This window comes from Sporosarcina cascadiensis (genome assembly GCF_009650995.1).
In the GTDB taxonomy this organism is placed as follows: Bacteria; Bacillota; Bacilli; order Bacillales_A; family Planococcaceae; genus Sporosarcina; species Sporosarcina cascadiensis.
On sequence record NZ_WHVV01000012.1, the window covers coordinates 85,118 to 102,494 of the forward strand.

Consider the following 17,377-nt stretch of genomic DNA (forward strand, 5'->3'; position numbering starts at 1 on the left):
GTGACGGCATGGTAGAAGGAAATATGCTCATTATTATTTTTCTGCTGTCATTGGCAGCGTTGTTTTTCATGATTTTAAAATTGAAAATCGAGCCGTTTGTGACGTTAATTATCGTAGCATTTGTGACGGCACTGGTGCTTGGTTTTCCGCTGGCGGATATCCCGGGCGTTATTACGACAGGGTTTGGTAACACGCTGATCGGTGTCGGGATCTTGATTGGCCTGGGAGTTATTTTTGGTCAGTTCTTAGGTGTTTCGGGAGCAATTGAGAAAATTGCGGAAGCTGTCCTGCGGGTATTCGGTATAAAACGTTCGGCAGCAGGTCTTTCTTTAACAGGAATCGCCGTTTCCATTCCTGTATTTTTCGATGCAGCTTTTGTTATTTTGAGCGGATTGGTAAAAAGTTTAGCCAGACGCACAGGGATATCTATTGTAACGTTTGTGACAGCTCTCGGCGTAGGTCTGATCGTTTCACACAGTATGATTGCACCGACACCGGGACCGCTTGTTGTAGCAGAAAATACAGGGGCAGACCTCGGCCTGTTTATCTTTTATGGCATAATCTGTGCAATTCCTGCTACAATGATCGGCGGTTATTTTTACGGAACATTCATTGGGAAACGGATTAAAACAACGCCTGAAGAACTGGAAGATGATATTGTGGTTCCTGAGAAAGTGGAAGGACAAAAAGAAATCTCAACAGGCCTGTCATTCTTCATGCTGGGACTTCCAATTATTTTGATTCTATTAAACACCGTTACAGATTTATGGCTGGAAGAGGGAACGGCATCTAGAATTCTGGGTTTCATTGGAGATAAGAACGTTGCACTTTTAATCAGTGTGATCGTTGCATTGATTGTGCTGAAACCATATATTCATGTGCCGTACAATACGTTATATGATGAAGCGATCAATTCTGCAGGAATGATTATTCTCGTTACCGGTGCAGGCGGTGCCTTCGGTGCGGTCATCAATCAAAGCGGCATCGGCGATTATTTGATTGAGACGATGCAGGGCTGGAGTATTCCGGTACTTGTCCTGGCATTCATTTTTTCTCAAATTTTACGTGCTTCACTCGGATCAGCGACTGTTGCACTTGTCACCACGTCTTCGATACTCGGACCCATGACAGCAGAACTCGGCGTCTCTCCCATTTTGCTTGGGCTGGCCATTTGTGCCGGAGCCATCGGGTTATCACTGCCGAATGATTCTGGTTTCTGGGTTGTCAATAAATTTGGACGCCTAACGATTCCACAAACGATTCAGGCCTGGTCAATTGGTGGATTTATCGCAGGACTATCAGCGCTTGGCATGGTGTATCTGCTGGATTTACTAAGCGGATTTTTACCGGGATTATAACAAAAAATCGCAAGTCACTCTTTGTTGAGCGGCTTGCTTTTTTGCATTGACAAATAAAAACATGTTTCTGTATGATAGCAAAGTGCAGAAGGAGGAATGAAATGTACGTTAAACGAGGAAAACAATAAAAGCGCCAGAGCCGGAGAAATCAGAATCATAATCTCTCGCAGACGAGGTGGAGGAGTATCGAAATGTTCGGCGGATGCCTCCCGATCGCTGTTGCCCGATTGAAATCTTGAATCCTAAAAGATACAGGAGACTGTATAGCCAAAGGATCAAGAAGGCAAACATACGAATAAGCGGAGAAACACTTCCAGGGTGAAGTGTTTTTGACGTTTTTCATTTGGAGGGAATTATATGTGCGGAATTACGGGATATATCGGTGAACAGCAGGCAACAGCTACTTTATTGGAAGGATTGAAGAAATTAGAGTACAGGGGATATGACTCGGCAGGCATCGCACTGCAGACAGGCCAAGGCACAGTCGTTTTTAAGGAGAAAGGCCGGATAGCAGATCTTTCAAAAGCAGTAGAGTTGGACGTGCAGTCAACTGCCGGCATCGGCCATACCCGCTGGGCAACACATGGCGTGCCTGACCGCAAAAATTCACATCCTCATCAAAGTCAGTCAGGGCGGTTCACACTCGTGCATAACGGAGTGATTGAAAACTATCTTCAGGTGCAGCGTGACTTTTTACAGGGCGTCAAGATGGCATCGGATACGGATACAGAAGTGATTGTGCAATTGATTGAGAAGTTATCAAATGAAAAAGCCTCAACGGAAGTTGCTTTTCGCGAAGCGTTAACGTTACTTCATGGGTCTTATGCGATTGCTATGCTGGATGAACAGGATCCAGATACATTGTACGTTGCGAAAAATCGAAGTCCATTATTAGTCGGGGTCGGAGCGGATTGCCGGGTAGTTGCCTCAGATGCGATGGCCATGCTGCAAGTGACGGATCAGTTTATTGAACTGTATGATGAAGAGATCGTTTTATTGCGAAAAGATGGGTTAGAAATATGCAAACTGGATGGAGAACGGATTGAACGCGCGCCTTACACAGTGCAGTTTGATCAAAGTGACTTGGAAAAAGGGACGTATCCGCATTATATGCTGAAAGAAATGGACGAACAGCCGACAGTTATTCGTAAAATCGTCGATGCTTATTCCAATGAAAGTGGCAGACTTGCGATCGATCCGAAGATTTTGCAGGTTATTCAAAAGTCTGACCGGCTTTATATCATCGCAGCCGGGACAAGCTATCATGCCGGATTAGTCGGTAAACAATACTTTGAGAAGCTTGCGGGTATCCCCGTAGAAGTTCATATTTCCAGTGAGTTTGGCTACAATATGCCGCTGTTATCGAAGAAACCACTATTTTTATTCATCACACAATCCGGTGAAACAGCCGACAGCCGACAAGTATTGGTGAAAGTAAAAGCGCTTGGCTATCCGACGGTTACCATGACGAATGTGCAGGGCTCGACTTTATCAAGGGAATCTGATTACACTTTACTGCTGCACGCGGGTCCAGAAATTGCGGTCGCTTCCACAAAAGCCTATGCGGCACAAGTGGCGGTTCTTGCGATCAGCGCCTTTGTATGCAGTGAGAAAAGTTTTGATTTGAAGAAAGAACTGTCTATCGCTGCAAATGCGATTCAAACTGTACTTGATTCAAAAGAAGAGATGGAGAAAATCGTGGAAGAGACCTTGACAGAAACACGCAATGCTTTCTTCATCGGTCGAAATCTTGATTTTTATGTCAGCTTGGAAGGCGCGCTGAAATTGAAAGAAATCTCCTATATACAAGCGGAAGGGTTTGCAGGTGGTGAATTGAAGCATGGTACGATTGCCTTAATTGAAGAAGAAACGCCTGTATTTGCTTTGGCAACACAGCATGATGTCAGTCCAAATATACGGGGGAATGTGAAAGAAGTTACGGCCAGAGGCGCCAAAACAAGCATTTTTTCTATGGAAGGAATTCAAGAAGAAGGAGATCGTTTCGTGCTGCCTCATGTCCATGAGTTGCTGACACCGCTGGTTGCTGTGGTTCCGTTTCAGTTGATCAGCTATTATGCCGCGTTACAGCGCGGGTGTGATGTGGATCAGCCAAGGAATTTAGCGAAGAGTGTCACAGTGGAGTGAGAGAATAAGAGCGGAGTGTATGTATGGAGATCGATTATTTGGTCTTTTAGTTGGATAAATCACGAAATGTTTAACAAGTTTACTTACTGGGAATAAATACAAAAGGTTTATTAAATATTTAATTAATAAATCAAACAGTACTACAGAAGGGAATTGATTCAGTTGAAGAAGACAGGTCGATTTGCAGCAGCATTGCTCATGGCTGGCGTTTTGGCAATTGGCGCCAACTCCACTGTAAATACTGCGGAGGCAGCATCCGCGAGCTCAGGAATTGGATCAACTTCCTTGGGCAGTGATTGGAAAAGTGGACAAACTGGATTCGAAGCAGGCTGTGCATTGTCAGAGTGGCTCGGCTGGTTTAAATGCCATCCATCACAAGTTTCTTGGAAGTGATTTTTATTAGCTGCTCGAAACTGCCGAATGTACATTAGAATAAACTATGTGCAAAATATCATTTATCAGACAAAAAGGTTGCTGTGTCAGCAGCCTTTTTGTTTTGGCCATTTTTAGTGAGTTAAAATTGAATGATCCCAGATGAAGAAGTCTTAATCATTGGAGAATATCTCATTTCTAGTTGTTGCCGTGAACACTCACAGTCTATAATAAGGAGAAATAGCATTTTCTAATAATTTTAATGAAGAGGTGTACATGATCGAAACAGATTTCAGTTTTAATTGGATTAAATTCATAGCGTCCGTCCTATCTTATACTGTTATCATTTTCATTGCTGTTAGAATCTATATGAAGCAGAACGTTAAACCGGGGCTGTGGGCAGTCCCTCTGGTTTGGATTGCCGGCCTGTTTTCATTTTCAATCGATATGAATTGGTTTGATATGCCGCTGAAGCTGGCGATATTGCCGTTAGGTCTGTGGATCTTATACTTCTTTATGAAAAATAAGGAAGGCCAGTGGGAGCGTTACAGGAGTTTTGCCTGGCTCGGTTTTTGGGCAAATTATATCTTTTTGGCAATGGCGCTGCTTTCTGTTCCCTTCCACCAATGGGTTTATCCAAAGGAACAACTGTCCACTTATATAACAGAGACCGAGGGTGCATCGCTGATTTCAATTCATCCTGCCGCTAAAGAGGGACAGCAGTTTCAGCCAGAGAAGTTTTTGAAACAACTGGATGTAATGAAGAGCGAAAAAGTGATGAATGACGAATGGTATACAAGGTTCTATTTGGAGACGGAAGCATCTAAAAGAAGCGAACGATTTCCTTATTTTCTGAATGGCACTCATCCGAAGCGGGGAAGCGGCATGCAGCCTATGATTTTTATAGAGGATGACAGAAAAGGGATGTTGGTAACCACATCAGCACGTCAGCTGTATTTCCGTTCGAGTGAATCATTCATTACGGGTGGAGACCGCCGATGACAAAAAAGAAAATATGGATGTTTTCGATGGGCTTGCTGCTTGTAGTGTCACTCAGCTCATTTTACTGGTTTTATCTCGCAGAGCCTGCCGCTTTTCCGGAAGATAATCAATTGATCAATGAAATGAACCAGATATTCCCGCAAGCTGCAGTAGAAGTCATTCAGGATAAGATTCATGCAGATGACCGCCATGTTGCCGTACCTTTCATTTCAGAAAAACAAATGTATGGTTTGAGTTATTGGACTTGGAAAAAGCATAAATGGCAAGTGGCGCATATCGATCTGGGCGGAGAGCCAAAAGTGTGGAAAGTGGAACCGCAAGATCCTTCCAGCTATCATTTTGTTTGGAACATCTCACCTGCTGAAAAGCTGAGCGCAATTCAGTTATATATGCTTAGGGATCGGAGCCACTGGATGTCTGAAGAAAAGGAAACGTATGAGCCAGGAGTGCAAATGGAGTGGACTGTTTTACTTCAGGATCAGCCATATGGATTAATGCCATTGCCTGACGGTGGCGTGAAAGTTCTGGATGCCTATGTTAATGTCAGTGGAGCGAGGAAGCCGAACTTATTTTTTGATCACATGTTTCCGGAACAGGAAGTCTATTTTAGCTGGATCGCCAAAGATGGCTCAGGCAACGAAGCGTTTCCAACGAGTATAATGAATAATACCAGCTATTCTGCCAGGAACAATCCAGTGGATTACATGCTCATTTACAGCGAAGATCAGCTGGAGCTGCCAGATAGGGAATGATGAGATGATGAAGAGAAAAGTACTCTATACAGCCGCTGTGCTTGCCGTATTGGCATATTTCATTTGGTTTCAAAATAATTCAATCACAATAACTCAAACTGAAATCAGTTCTTCCCATATTCCCGAAAGCTTTGACCAATACAAAATTGTGCATCTGTCTGATCTGCACAATAAAAGTTTCGGGGAAAATCAGCAGAGACTGGTGCGGAAAATTAAAAAGCTACAGCCAGATGTTATCGTATATACTGGTGATCTTATTGATTCTAATAGAACAGGGGACGAGGCGAGCCTGATTTTAATGAAAGAATTGACGGACGCTGCACCTGTATATTATGTATCAGGCAACCATGAATGGTGGTCGGGTGCGTTCAGTTCGCTGGAGAGTTCATTGGAAGATATAGGGGTGCAGATTTTACGAAATGAGCATGAAGTATTGGAAAAGGGAAATGACAAAATTTTTATTGCTGGAATTGATGACCCGGCCCATGACGGAAGCCGTGCAGAAAGAGAGACGGCAGAAGCGGATATCGCGAAGTCGATTGACGGGCTGGAGAAAGACAGCTTTACTATTCTGCTGTCTCATCGTCCAGAGATGCTTTCTCTCTATGCAAAGTCTGATTTCAATATAGTTTTTGCCGGACATGCACATGGGGGACAGGTTAGAATTCCTTTTATCGGCGGACTGGCTGCACCAAATCAAGGTTTATTGCCGGAGTATACGGCCGGAAAGCATGAATTGGATCAAACCATGATGGTGGTCAGCAGAGGGCTTGGGAACAGTATTATCCCGATGCGGTTATTCAACCGGCCGGAGATTGTGGCGGTCACGCTGTCCACAGAAGAAGATAGATGAATTTGAAAGCGGGGAGAACTAAAAATGACAATTAACAGAATCACGCCTGAAGAATTATACAGTAAAATGAATGCGCAAGAAGAGCTTGTACTGGTGGATGTGCGCGCTGCAGAAAAATATAATGATTTTCACATTTCGGGATCAAGCATAAAAGGAATGAATATCCCTAAAACAGAAATTTTCAAGATAGAAGACGGGACAGAACATAATATTTCCGAAATGCCTCGGAATAAAGAGCTGATTATAACCTGTACCACCGGCAATTCAGCAGCAAAGTGTGCCAGCATCCTTTCTGAAAAAGAATATGATGTGGTCTTGCTGGAAGGCGGAATTACTGCATGGCAGGAATATTTGAGCAATGAATCGGTCGTTCGAATGTGGGAGAAATTCAAAGCTGGCAATCCCGAGGCACCAGGGAGTTACGAAGCGTGGGCTTTCGGAGATTCAAAAGAGATGGCAGATGAGCTGGCGGAGCTGGTATTGACAGGTAAAAAGACAGGTACCGCTTCGAATTATCTGTTGTATGAACTGGAAAACGAGCCGCTGGCGCATGTCGGTCTGCACAATATTATTCTGAACGGGGAAGGACAGGCAGTCGCTGTGGTCGTAACGACATCAGTTGAAGTGATTCCGTTTGATGAAGTGACGGAGGAGCATGCGCATTCGGAAGGGGAAGGCGATTGTTCATTGCGTTACTGGAGGGAAGTCCATCAAGATTTCTTTGAAAGAGAACTGAAAAGTGTCAACGGGGAATTTCATGACAATATTCCTGTGGTCTGTGAGAGATTCAAATTGGTTTATCAAAATTAGTCTAGTGGAAGGGGCGTGAAGCAATGAACGGCAAACGGTTTGAAGTGGTAGAAAAACAAGGAAAGCTGGAAGTGTTTCAAGTTATCAGGGATAATCAGACCGGCGTTCTATATATGTCTCACAGCGCAGGATATGGACTCGGGCTGACTGCCCTGGTCGATCAGGAAGGGAAACCATTGCTGGACGATGAATATATAGAATCGAAATTGTGAGTAGGAAAGACGGATGCCGGTTCATTTTAAGGGAGACCGGCATCGCTTCATTTATACAAAATGTAGCGCAGCCGATAGTATTCACGGCAGAAATTAGGGAGGCTGTATAGTATGGCTGCTATAGGGCAGATCGGACATGGCGTGGCGGAATGGAATGATCTTGGTAAGGCGCATGGTAAATCATATGCCTGTTATTAAGCATAAGCAATTTATCCACGCCCCAATAGAATTATGTTTTGACCTTGCAAGAAACGTAGATGTACATATGGAAACTACTGCTGAAACTAAAGAAAAAGCAATTGGCGGAGTTACGAAAGGGCTGCTAGAAAAGGGAGATATCGTCACGTGGGAAGCTACTCACTTTGGTATTAAACAAAGGTTAACAGCAAAAGTCATTCATATGGAAAAACACACAGTTTTTGTTGATGTTATGGTAAAAGGTGCTTTTAAATGCTTTACACATACCCATCAATTTGAGGAAAAGAAAGACGGGACAGTAATGATTGATATATTTGATTACAAGTCTCCATTTGGACCAATTGGATTTATCGCAGATAAGTTATTTTTGGAAAAGTATATGAGAGACTTTATAATCTCCCGTGGTAAAGAATTGACAAGAATTGCGGAGAGCGCTAATTAGTTTGTTCAATTACGAGCGTGAAAAGGAATAGGTTCTATGCTGTAATTGAGTGAAATTACTGGAGTTTTTTTGAGGTGGAAAAAGTGTTCAAATTACTGCTGAAACGATGTAAATATAGATTCATTTTTTCTGTTTTAGCGTAATTTTGAAAGTGCTTTGAAAAGGTGGCGTTCAGTTTGAATTTACAACAATTAAAGTATGTATTGGAAGTAGCGAGTAAGGGATCGATAAATGAAGCGGCAAAAAGTTTATACATCTCCCAACCAAGATTATCGAAAGCGATTAATGAATTAGAAAAGGAAATTAAAATTCCTCTATTCATTCGAACGAATAGAGGAGTTACTGTTACTAATAAAGGTTCGGAATTTCTAGGTTATGCCAGACAGGTATTACAACAGTTTAATATGCTTGAAGAAAAATATTTAAGTGAAGAACCAGCTAAGCAGCACTTTTGTGTTTCAACCCAGCATTATACTTTTGCAGCCAATGCTTTTGTGGAACTTGTAAAAGAATTTGGGGCTTCTGAATATGAGTTTATACTTCGAGAATCGAAAACTTATGAAATTATTGAAGATGTGAAAAATCTACGAAGTGAGTTAGGAATAATCTATTTAAGTAATTATAATGAATCTGTATTATTAAAACTGTTAAAAGAAAGAAACTTAACCTTTTCAGAACTATTTACTGCAAAACCATATGTATTTATAAGTAAAAGACATTCATTGTCCAACAAAGAATCGATTAATTTGGATGAGTTAGATGAATACCCATGCCTTTCTTTTGAACAAGGAGAATACAATTCCTTTTACTTTTCAGAAGAAATTTTAAGTACAAGAAGTGTGAAGAAAAGCATCAAAGTAAGTGATAGGGCAGCTATTGTAAATTTTATGATTGGTCTCGACGGTTACACCATTTCTTCGGGAGTTTTTCCTAAGTATCTTCATGGGGATGATATTATTGCTGTTCCCCTTAATGTAGATGAACTTATACGTGTAGGAATAATACAGCATAGAGATGTCACGTTATCGCGACTTGGTGAAATATATGTGGACGCATTAAAAAAGGTTGAACAGGAATTATAAATGAAAATTTGTTTTCCCATTCAGTTTGCTATAACTTTTAGTTATATCAGGATATGGCTTTTAAGTATTATGCTATATCAGCGAAACTCCCTTATAATTATGGATGTTGATGATTTATATTGGAGAGTGAATGTTGTATGGGAATTCAAGTATTGTTTTCATTTGTTATCTACGCACTAATAAATGCTTTTACACCGGGTCCGGGTAATATTCTGGCATTAAATACGATGACGAATTATGGATGGAAAAAAGGAAAGCCTTTATACTTCGGGATCTTTGTCGGTTATTTTTTTGTACAAGCGTTATGTGCCTTCTTTATTTTTGGATTAGACAACTTAATAAATCCAATTATGAAAGTACTTACATATGCGGGAGTTATTTATATTTTATGGCTTGCCTATGGGGTTGCAATCAGTAAGCCTGACAATAAAAAGTCTGACAAACAGCCCTCTTTTTGGATTGGCTTTGTCCTGCAAATTGTTAATGTAAAAATATTTTTATTTGGAATTACCGCATTAACAGGATATATTACACCTTATTACTCATCACTGGGGACGCTTTTATTCTTTGAAATGATTATTGCGACAGTAGGTACGATTGCTACCCTGACTTGGATATTTTTCGGCGGGTTATTACAAAAGACATATTTCAAACATTATCGAGTAATAAATATTATATTGGCGTTATTACTTTTGCAATGTGCGGTTGCACTTTTATTACTGTGACGGGTTGCGTTAATCTAAACGGGATTGACACATATTTGTTGAAGTCTTTAAATTAATGAGGACAATAAGTGAAAGAACATTAAAATTGGAACAAGACTATCTTGAAATTGGGTCTTCCGTAATCGGGCCGGTTTTAGGAATAAAGAGATACGGCCAATCGAACTCTTTACAGTTCGGATTGCTTAAACTATGTGGAAATAGTTCTGATAAGTAAATGTAATCACAGTCATTTGTAAAACAAATACTGCAAATTTTTTATTTGGAAATAGGACAAATAAAAACGCACAGGCTCAAAAGTCTGCGCGTTTTTCTGTCTTTTTTTGTTTTCAATCCGTTTTCTGAATAACATGCTGAATTGCTTGTTATTTCACGGGATGCCAGCAGTTTTTTCCCGTCAACCGAACTCTGTTCTTCAATCAGGCTAACTTCAACTGCTTACTTTTCAATTGGAAATAACGGCAGCTTCTCAAGGAAGATAATATCTTCACGGTCGGCAGCATCGCCTTCTGCTAAAATAGCAGCTTTTGCCACGATATTAGCACCCGCACTATCCACGAGTTCTGCAAGGGCGCGCAGGGATTCACCTGAGCTGATTACGTCGTCAATCAATGCGACGCGTTTTCCTTTAATGAATTCCGCGTCGAGTCGGTCAAGGCAAAGAAACTGTTCTTTTTGCGTGGTGATGGAATTCACTTTAGTAATCAGCGGGTCTTCCATGTAGGCTTTAACAGATTTCCTGGCCACGATATAGCGGGGCATGCTCAGATGTTTGGATAACTCATGGACAAAGGGAATCCCTTTTGCTTCCGCTGTAATGAGTACATCAACGGCTGGTAACTTTTTTGCCAGTTCAGGCGCTGCCATACATACCATCTCTGTATCGCCCAGAAGAACAAAGCTCGCGATGCTCAGTGAATCGGAAATCGGTATGATCGGAAGTTCTCTTGTTAACGAAGCCACTTCAAGTGTATAGGTTTTCAATTCATTCATCCTCCATTAAAATCCAAACAGATTCATTAGAAATTGTACAATGATTCCGGACAGCATGCCAAGAAACGGATCCGTAATAGCAGTGACGACCATCGTAATGCCGCCGACGATGCCATTTTCAGCGCCTTCACCAGTCAAAGCCATAATCGCATTTCCCGGTAAAGTGACAATCGCACCGAGTACGAATAAAAAACCGGCAATTGAAGCGCTCGGTACAAACTTTCCGATTTTAGGCAGCAGCCCTGTAACTAAAACGATGGCCATTAATACCATCATCAAGATGCCCGACCAGACGGCATGCGGGGCGCTGGCTGTAGCGGAAATGACGATCTCAACGGGAGCACCGCCAAACAGGGAGGATACCATATCCGCTAAACTGCTGATCATCGTGATGACGTCAACGTTAACATCTGCTCCGGCGATTTCTCCATTAATTTTACCAAATGCAATATTCGCCCCGATATTCAAGCAAACCATTGCAAGTGCTCCGCGTATAACCGCGGGATTAACCAGCAACTTTTGTAAATGAAATCCTTCTTTCACTGCAGGACGCTCCGTAATTGCCCGATTCTTTGTCTTCATAAATGCGTAGACGATACTCGATAAGATAACGGATGCAGTAATCGTGTAGACTAAATCCTTCGTTGCAAAATAGACGATCAATGCGCTAAACATGGAAGTCAGACCTACGATACGATCTGCTTTTGCCATATCCCAGGCTACTTTAGACAGCATCAGTCCCACTCCTGCCATCATACCTGTCGTAATGACAGGCCCAATCCAATCAATGACGGATTCCAAAATACCGAAGAGTCCGATCAAAAATAGAATGGCAGCCCCGAAAAAAATCATGGAGAGGCGCTCTCTCATATTTTTCCCCATCGTACCAGCCAATGTGATGGTTTCTGCTTGGTAGGAAATTACTGCTACATTGCTTGTAGCTGCATTTCCGAAAGCTCCGACCATAAACGCAAGCGCTGTAGGTATGGATGCAAAGCCGAACGTCAGTGCCAGCAGACCTTGCGGCAAAGCATTCAATACTCCGCTCAGTGCTGCCAATATATCTTTCCAAATATCCATCTTGTTCTCCTTTTCCTACGCCGCCGTATACGGAAACAACAAAATAGACAAGATCCACAACTAAAATAAGATAGGGGCATCCCAAATAAATTGGAATGCCCCCATGTAAATAAAAGAAATGTACCAGCCATAGTAGAACAATTAAGGTTGTTCCGTAGAGACTCCCGAACCAGATTATCAGGATTATACAGGGGTAATGGAATATTGTTTTCGACTATAAAAATAGCATACTGAGCGTCTTCGCACAAGTGAAAAAAATGTGAATTTAAAAATCAAGAGTCTATCTTAATAGGCTCGATTCCTTCTTTTTCTTCTGCTGTCAGGTTCTTCTTTTCAAGAAAGATCCATTTTTGCAGCGGTTCTTGAAAACGAGGCATCAATCTTCCGAGAATTTTCCCGATAAAATAGGCTGCAGCTATCGTACCGATCCCAATAGAACCAAACGATCGAATAAAAATTAAGCAGACGACACCCGCAATGACAACATTCAGCAAATCGCTGCTGATTTTCGCTTTACTGAATTTCATTTTGAAACGGTCGCTGATAACATATGTCAGCGCATCGTAAGGCATTAAAGTCAGTTTCGCCGAGAAGTAGAACAGCAAACCTACCGAAATGATATAGAAACTGATTCCCAAAAAAGCAAGTCGTGCCAAAAGGGTTTCAGGCGCGGGAATTATCTGAACGAAAGCTAATGTTGCGTCCATAAAAAAACCAAATAAAAATACAATGAGTAATTGTACTCCGAACTCCCGTAACTCGATTCGTTTATTTAGGATAACCTGAAAGATGATAAATAAGATATTTGCCAGTACTGTAGTGATACCAATGGAGAGTCCTGCTGATAATGAAATGGCATAAGCCAGTGAAGATACAGGAGATACGCCGAGGCTTGCCTGAATGGAAAAGCTCACGCCTAAAGATAATAAAAATAACCCCAATACATATAAGGTAACTCGCTTAGTGATAATTTTCATAAAATGGGTTAAAACCTCTGCTTTCGTAAACTGTATAGACTCATTTTATCATGGAAACAATGATATGAATAATATATAATAAATAGTAACGACATATGAATAAGATATGATGGAGTGATGACCATGGATATTAGACAGCTTCATTATTTTAGGGAAATCGTAAATCAGGAAAGTATTTCAAAAGCTGCAGAAGTTCTTCACATAGCGCAGCCGCCTCTCAGTCAGCAATTGAAGAAACTGGAGACGGAACTGGGGACTGTATTGATCCACCGCTACCGTCAAAAATGGGAGCTCACTGAAACTGGAGAAGTGCTCTTTCAATATGCAGAAAGACTGCTGTCCACTATGGAAGATATTAAGCAGCAAATCGAAGAAATTGAACAAGGCAGTGCCGGTACTCTTAAGATTGGCGTTTCGTCGGCTTGTTTGAGCTTGCTCGTTGACTATGTCAGCATGTACCGGGAGAAATTTCCGAATGTTAAAATCAGTATTGAGAAGGGTAATTCAGAAGAACTGCTGAGAAAACTGAATCGAAAAGAAATTGAAATTGCCCTATTGCTTCGTTTAGACCACAGTGAAGATTATTTTGTGAAGGCATTGGAAAAACAGGAATATGTAGTCGTCAGTCCGCGCGAGTGGGGAAATGTGTTCTCATCCGATCAAGTGACATTTAAGGAAATCGCGAACCATCCATTTATTATGCTTGGCGCAATGGAAGGGCATTCGTATTATGAGAACATTCTAAGGGCCTTTGACGCAGAGGATGTGACACCTGAGATCGTGCTTGAAAGTAAGGATTTGACGACCGTAATTGCAATGGTAAGTAAGGGGCTGGGTCTGTCCATTATTCCGAGAGTAGCATACGCGGTGCCGATGGAACAAGTGAAAATTTATGAATTAAAACAGTTTGATTTCCATGTGGAGCCCGTTTTGATCAAAACAAAAGACGAAAGGGTTTCAAAAGCCGCTTCGCAATTCTGGGAATTGGTGGATTTGTTAGCTGATGAGAAAGGACAAAAAAATTGAAATAACCGCTGGCTTTTGTGGCATCATAATATCGATATTACAAAAATCTTTTAATTATTGAAACATACGTTCCTTTGTGTTAGATTTAATTGAATAATGGGATAATAATGTTTTGTACATGGTTCAACAATATGAGGAAGGTGCAGCTGTGTAAATGGGTGCCTTATATATCATGGAAAAACCATCCGATTATGCTGAATGAACAGTGGATCAAGATGGTCTATGAAAGAAAGTTATTGGTGAGTTATTCGAAGACTTTTTACTTTTTATTGCTCCTTGTATGAGCATGTAGACTTTACCAAAAAACCGGATTTTCTTCAGCAAGAATTATTTCAAGAAGTTGTTGATAGGAAAAAAGGTCGTCGATCAGCAGACCAATTGGTGAAAGTTTATCTCAAAGAGGGAGGAGAACAATGGATTCTTATTCATATTGAAGTGCAAGGCGTGAATGAAGAAGATTTTTCTAAACGTATGTTCCAATACTTCTATCGCATTTTTGATCGATATGAAAAGAAGATTGCGGCCTTGGCTATTATGACTTCTCCTTATAAAAATAATTATCCGAAAAGTTTTCAATATGATTTTTTTTGCACAACGCTTAATTATAAGTATACTATTTGTAAAGTATTTGATTATGATGACGATATGCTGCGTCATTCCGATAGCTTGTTCAGTAAAATTATTTTGGCGGCAAAATACTTGTATAAAACAGATAATGAAGAACAGAAGCGTTATGTTTTTAAAAGCCAGCTCATGCGAGAATTAATTCGAAATCAAAGCTATTCTCGTCTTTCAGTACAGGCCGTTTTGCATTTTGTTGATTATTTACTGAAGCTTCCGAAAGAACTCGAGCAACAGCTATTTCAATCTATTTACCCGCTACTTGGAGAGGAGAGAAAACTTATGGAATTATATAACAAGGACAACGCCTCGCCGACAATATATAATGCCTTTGATTTGGAGAGGATACAAGGCAGGGAAGAAGGTATACTGGAGGCGCGAAAAAGTATTGCTCGCAATTTGCTGAAGCAAAAATTAGCATTAGAGGCGATTATCGCTGCTACTCAGCTGTCGAAAGAAGAAATTGAAGCATTACAAAGCGAATTGCAGTGAGATAAAGTAAGTAGGCAACCAGTAAATTTTTGTTTCAATATATAGACAAAGCTAGAGCGCTTACAAATAGTGCTCTAGCTTTTACGTATTCTATAATATGCAAATTTTACTTTTACAAGTAATTGGAAGTTACCTCCCTCGTTATTTCACCAGCCAAGTCCAATCGTCAACACACAGCACACACCCTTCCTGTCCCTATACTTCAATTGAATCCCATCAGGTGTGTAATGACATTCAACAGTAATTGTTTCATCAACAGACGCGACCAGTTGATCCACTTTCGCTTGATTGGATTGCTGAGCAGCCTCCATTAGCTCTTTTGCGAATTCTGGTGACTGCTGAATCTGGGTAAGCAATAATTCCGATTGTTTTAGAAGCTGATGAAATTCATTGGCAGAAGATTGAAACCTTCTCGTATCAATGGGTGGATAATGTCCCGTATCATTTACAGCTTGTGCGGGAACGGATGCCCATAAAGGATAAAAAAGGTGATGAAAATAAGGATGACGGTACATTGTTAAGCCTCCTTGTAAAGAACTCATTCCCTTATGTTATGTAATTTTCTCTTCATACATGTTAGATAGCCAGCATGTTAGTTATCGACGGTAAATGGGTATCTATAAACAGTAGATAAGTATTGTAGGAGTGATATAACAATGGCTGGTGTGAATTTAGCGGTAATTTATTACAGTGCGACCGGTACGAATTATCAAATGGCGAAATGGGCAGCGGAAAGCGGCCGGCAAGCTGGCGCGGCAGTTAAAGTATTGCGTGTTGAAGAGTTGGCAACTGAAGAAGCAATCGATTCCAATCCAGCGTGGAAGGCACATGTAGAAGCGACGAAAGATGTGCCTGTTGCAAAAGTTGAAGATCTGGTATGGGCGGATGCAATTATATTCAGTATGCCGTCCAGATTCGGTAACGTACCTTCACAGATGAAGCAGTTTTTAGATATGACCGGCGGTATATGGTCTAAAGGCAAATTGGTTAATAAAGTCGTGAGTGCAATGTCTTCAGCAGATAACCCTCACGGCGGACAGGAATCAACGATTAAAGCAATCTATACAACGATGATGCACTGGGGCGCAATTATTGCAGCGCCAGGATATTCAGACCCTTCACTTTTTGAAGCGGGCGGGAATCCGTATGGTGCAAGTGTGACAGTGGACACAGAAAATCACATGATTGAAAAGGTGGAAGATGCAGTCAGATATCAGGGTGCACGAACCGTCACGATTTCTTCCTGGATTAAGCAGGGCCACAGTCGTTGGAATGAGTAAAACTCTAAAAAGCCAATCAGATCGCTGAGGGTGCTGAAAAACTTACGTTTTTTTTCAATATATTACTCTTCAAACGAAAACAGTCTACGTTCCATCTGATTTTTGATGGAACGTAGACTGTTTCTTGATCTGTTTTTATTCTTTTTGGCTCAGCAGCTTGATAATTCGTTTCAAGTTCACCGCAAATATGGTGGTGGCTCCTTGTACCTCCATGCCGAATACACCCGCTGATTTAGCTGTTTTAAAGCCATGCGGATGTTTCAATTCACTATTTTTCGCTTCAATTTTATAACGATTTTTGGCGAGTCGTTTAAATTCCTCCGTCTCTTGAAAGGCGGCTTGTTCTTCATGTTCAAGCGACTTGATCGTCACACTGTATGTTTTACTTTTTGCGCCTTCCTTATAACATCCCTCACGCATCGGGCATACCTTACATTTTTCAATATCAAAATAATATGTGGTACTCTGATTCTTCTTCTGATTTTTTTTGCCTGTTCGTGCCTTCCGAGTTGCCAGGTGTCCAGCCGGGCAAACGAACATTCCTGCATCCTTATTGTAATCGAATTGGTTTGCTCGTCTTTCATTTCCATCGGTAACGGAAGGGTTTAACTTTGCGATCAATTGGAATTTCTCCAATTTGGCATATTCTAAATTGTCTTTACCTGAATACGCTGTATCGCCTAGCACCGTTTCGACCTCCATGCCAGCCTCTTTACTTTTCGTGAGTAATTCGGGAAGATATTGTCCATCACTTTTTTCGCCTGTTGTCACGATGGCTGCTGTGATAATTCGTTCGTCGCTCATCGCAATATGCGTTTTGTAGCCGAAGAAAGCGGAGTCTGCTGATTTATGCCCAAGTCGTGCGTCCGGATCGTCAGAATAACTCCATTGGTTCTCATAGTCCTCAATGATTTCTTTCAATACATTGACTCGCTCTTTTACGGCAGGGATTTGTGCTAC

19 protein-coding genes and 1 riboswitch are annotated in these 17,377 nt (G+C 41.3%); of the genes, 14 read left to right on the plus strand and 5 right to left on the minus strand.

What is annotated here, in order from left to right:
* Window positions 1-8: 8 nt before the first annotated feature.
* The 11 genes from GDZ68_RS13315 (at window position 9) to GDZ68_RS13365 (ending at window position 9,951) form a co-directional block, all read left to right on the plus strand.
* A complete protein-coding gene (locus GDZ68_RS13315; protein ID WP_153722798.1) occupies window positions 9-1,358 on the plus strand; it encodes a GntP family permease in 1,350 nt (449 codons plus the stop codon).
* Between the two features lie 357 nt (window positions 1,359-1,715).
* Window positions 1,716-3,503 (plus strand): glutamine--fructose-6-phosphate transaminase (isomerizing), encoded by a 1,788-nt coding sequence (gene glmS / locus GDZ68_RS13320; RefSeq protein ID WP_153722799.1) that lies wholly within the window; start codon window positions 1,716-1,718, stop codon window positions 3,501-3,503.
* A gap of 162 nt (window positions 3,504-3,665) precedes the next feature.
* Entirely contained in the window at window positions 3,666-3,896 is a 231-nt protein-coding gene (locus GDZ68_RS13325) for a hypothetical protein (RefSeq protein WP_153722800.1), read from the plus strand.
* A 255-nt stretch (window positions 3,897-4,151) separates the two neighbouring features.
* Window positions 4,152-4,877 carry a hypothetical protein gene (locus GDZ68_RS13330; protein ID WP_228551102.1) on the plus strand — a complete coding sequence of 242 codons (726 nt, stop codon included), beginning with the start codon at window positions 4,152-4,154 and terminating at the stop codon, window positions 4,875-4,877.
* Window positions 4,874-5,629, plus strand: coding sequence for a hypothetical protein (locus tag GDZ68_RS13335; protein WP_153722802.1), 756 nt, complete (start codon window positions 4,874-4,876; stop codon window positions 5,627-5,629). The genes GDZ68_RS13330 and GDZ68_RS13335 overlap by 4 nt, the downstream gene beginning before the upstream one ends.
* 7 nt (window positions 5,630-5,636) lie before the next feature.
* Window positions 5,637-6,482 carry a metallophosphoesterase gene (locus GDZ68_RS13340; RefSeq protein WP_376776807.1) on the plus strand — a complete coding sequence of 282 codons (846 nt, stop codon included), beginning with the start codon at window positions 5,637-5,639 and terminating at the stop codon, window positions 6,480-6,482.
* A 24-nt stretch (window positions 6,483-6,506) separates the two neighbouring features.
* Complete coding sequence (locus GDZ68_RS18220; RefSeq protein WP_153722804.1) at window positions 6,507-7,292, plus strand: ASCH domain-containing protein; 786 nt, start codon at window positions 6,507-6,509, stop codon at window positions 7,290-7,292.
* A gap of 23 nt (window positions 7,293-7,315) precedes the next feature.
* Window positions 7,316-7,504: a DUF6440 family protein gene (locus tag GDZ68_RS13350; protein ID WP_153722805.1), complete on the plus strand. Its 189-nt coding sequence runs from the start codon at window positions 7,316-7,318 to the stop codon at window positions 7,502-7,504.
* 184 nt (window positions 7,505-7,688) lie between these two features.
* Window positions 7,689-8,144: an SRPBCC family protein gene (locus GDZ68_RS13355; protein ID WP_153722819.1), complete on the plus strand. Its 456-nt coding sequence runs from the start codon at window positions 7,689-7,691 to the stop codon at window positions 8,142-8,144.
* A gap of 176 nt (window positions 8,145-8,320) precedes the next feature.
* Window positions 8,321-9,226 carry a LysR family transcriptional regulator gene (locus GDZ68_RS13360; protein ID WP_153722806.1) on the plus strand — a complete coding sequence of 302 codons (906 nt, stop codon included), beginning with the start codon at window positions 8,321-8,323 and terminating at the stop codon, window positions 9,224-9,226.
* Between the two features lie 137 nt (window positions 9,227-9,363).
* The gene (locus GDZ68_RS13365; protein ID WP_153722807.1) at window positions 9,364-9,951 is read left to right on the plus strand and encodes a LysE family transporter; all 588 of its coding nucleotides are present in this window, start codon (window positions 9,364-9,366) and stop codon (window positions 9,949-9,951) included.
* Between the two features lie 435 nt (window positions 9,952-10,386).
* Here the strand turns inward: GDZ68_RS13365 and GDZ68_RS13370 are convergent, their stop codons facing one another.
* The 3 genes from GDZ68_RS13370 to GDZ68_RS13380 all read right to left on the minus strand — a co-directional run bounded on the left by GDZ68_RS13370 (window position 10,387) and on the right by GDZ68_RS13380 (window position 12,998).
* Window positions 10,387-10,932 carry a phosphoribosyltransferase family protein gene (locus GDZ68_RS13370; protein WP_228551103.1) on the minus strand — a complete coding sequence of 182 codons (546 nt, stop codon included), beginning with the start codon at window positions 10,930-10,932 and terminating at the stop codon, window positions 10,387-10,389.
* 15 nt (window positions 10,933-10,947) lie between these two features.
* Window positions 10,948-12,021, minus strand: a complete 1,074-nt coding sequence (locus tag GDZ68_RS13375; RefSeq protein ID WP_153722809.1) for an NCS2 family permease — start codon at window positions 12,019-12,021, stop codon at window positions 10,948-10,950.
* A 110-nt stretch (window positions 12,022-12,131) separates the two neighbouring features.
* Window positions 12,132-12,232: riboswitch (purine riboswitch) on the minus strand.
* Between the two features lie 61 nt (window positions 12,233-12,293).
* The gene (locus tag GDZ68_RS13380) at window positions 12,294-12,998 is read right to left on the minus strand and encodes a YczE/YyaS/YitT family protein (protein WP_153722810.1); all 705 of its coding nucleotides are present in this window, start codon (window positions 12,996-12,998) and stop codon (window positions 12,294-12,296) included.
* Between the two features lie 123 nt (window positions 12,999-13,121).
* Here GDZ68_RS13380 and GDZ68_RS13385 point away from each other — a divergent pair, with 123 nt between their 5' ends.
* Both GDZ68_RS13385 and GDZ68_RS13390 read left to right on the plus strand, forming a co-directional pair.
* Window positions 13,122-14,024 (plus strand): LysR family transcriptional regulator, encoded by a 903-nt coding sequence (locus tag GDZ68_RS13385; protein ID WP_153722811.1) that lies wholly within the window; start codon window positions 13,122-13,124, stop codon window positions 14,022-14,024.
* A gap of 381 nt (window positions 14,025-14,405) precedes the next feature.
* A complete protein-coding gene (locus GDZ68_RS13390) occupies window positions 14,406-15,137 on the plus strand; it encodes an RpnC/YadD family protein (protein ID WP_153722812.1) in 732 nt (243 codons plus the stop codon).
* 146 nt (window positions 15,138-15,283) lie between these two features.
* On the opposite strand, the gene GDZ68_RS13395 is transcribed toward GDZ68_RS13390, so the two are convergent.
* The gene (locus GDZ68_RS13395) at window positions 15,284-15,652 is read right to left on the minus strand and encodes a hypothetical protein (RefSeq protein WP_153722813.1); all 369 of its coding nucleotides are present in this window, start codon (window positions 15,650-15,652) and stop codon (window positions 15,284-15,286) included.
* 141 nt (window positions 15,653-15,793) lie between these two features.
* On the opposite strand from GDZ68_RS13395, the gene wrbA reads away from it, so the two are divergent.
* Window positions 15,794-16,417, plus strand: a complete 624-nt coding sequence (gene wrbA, locus GDZ68_RS13400; RefSeq protein ID WP_153722814.1) for an NAD(P)H:quinone oxidoreductase — start codon at window positions 15,794-15,796, stop codon at window positions 16,415-16,417.
* Between the two features lie 135 nt (window positions 16,418-16,552).
* Here the strand turns inward: wrbA and GDZ68_RS13405 are convergent.
* On the minus strand, window positions 16,553-17,377 hold an 825-nt coding region (locus GDZ68_RS13405), incomplete at its 5' end, for a transposase (RefSeq protein ID WP_153722815.1).

Excerpts from the sequence above, each read along its gene's own strand:
- GDZ68_RS13315 (WP_153722798.1), top strand. The coding sequence starts at position 9 with ATGGTAGAAGGAAATATGCTCATTATTATTTTTCTGCTGTCATTGGCA.
- glmS (WP_153722799.1), top strand. The coding sequence starts at position 1,716 with ATGTGCGGAATTACGGGATATATCGGTGAACAGCAGGCAACAGCTACT.
- GDZ68_RS13330 (WP_228551102.1), top strand. The coding sequence starts at position 4,152 with ATGATCGAAACAGATTTCAGTTTTAATTGGATTAAATTCATAGCGTCC.
- GDZ68_RS13335 (WP_153722802.1), top strand. The coding sequence starts at position 4,874 with ATGACAAAAAAGAAAATATGGATGTTTTCGATGGGCTTGCTGCTTGTA.
- GDZ68_RS13340 (WP_376776807.1), top strand. The coding sequence starts at position 5,637 with ATGAAGAGAAAAGTACTCTATACAGCCGCTGTGCTTGCCGTATTGGCA.
- GDZ68_RS18220 (WP_153722804.1), top strand. The coding sequence starts at position 6,507 with ATGACAATTAACAGAATCACGCCTGAAGAATTATACAGTAAAATGAAT.
- GDZ68_RS13350 (WP_153722805.1), top strand. The coding sequence starts at position 7,316 with ATGAACGGCAAACGGTTTGAAGTGGTAGAAAAACAAGGAAAGCTGGAA.
- GDZ68_RS13355 (WP_153722819.1), top strand. The coding sequence starts at position 7,689 with ATGCCTGTTATTAAGCATAAGCAATTTATCCACGCCCCAATAGAATTA.
- GDZ68_RS13365 (WP_153722807.1), top strand. The coding sequence starts at position 9,364 with ATGGGAATTCAAGTATTGTTTTCATTTGTTATCTACGCACTAATAAAT.
- GDZ68_RS13375 (WP_153722809.1), bottom strand. The coding sequence starts at position 12,021 with ATGGATATTTGGAAAGATATATTGGCAGCACTGAGCGGAGTATTGAAT.
- GDZ68_RS13380 (WP_153722810.1), bottom strand. The coding sequence starts at position 12,998 with ATGAAAATTATCACTAAGCGAGTTACCTTATATGTATTGGGGTTATTT.
- GDZ68_RS13385 (WP_153722811.1), top strand. The coding sequence starts at position 13,122 with ATGGATATTAGACAGCTTCATTATTTTAGGGAAATCGTAAATCAGGAA.
- GDZ68_RS13395 (WP_153722813.1), bottom strand. The coding sequence starts at position 15,652 with ATGTACCGTCATCCTTATTTTCATCACCTTTTTTATCCTTTATGGGCA.
- wrbA (WP_153722814.1), top strand. The coding sequence starts at position 15,794 with ATGGCTGGTGTGAATTTAGCGGTAATTTATTACAGTGCGACCGGTACG.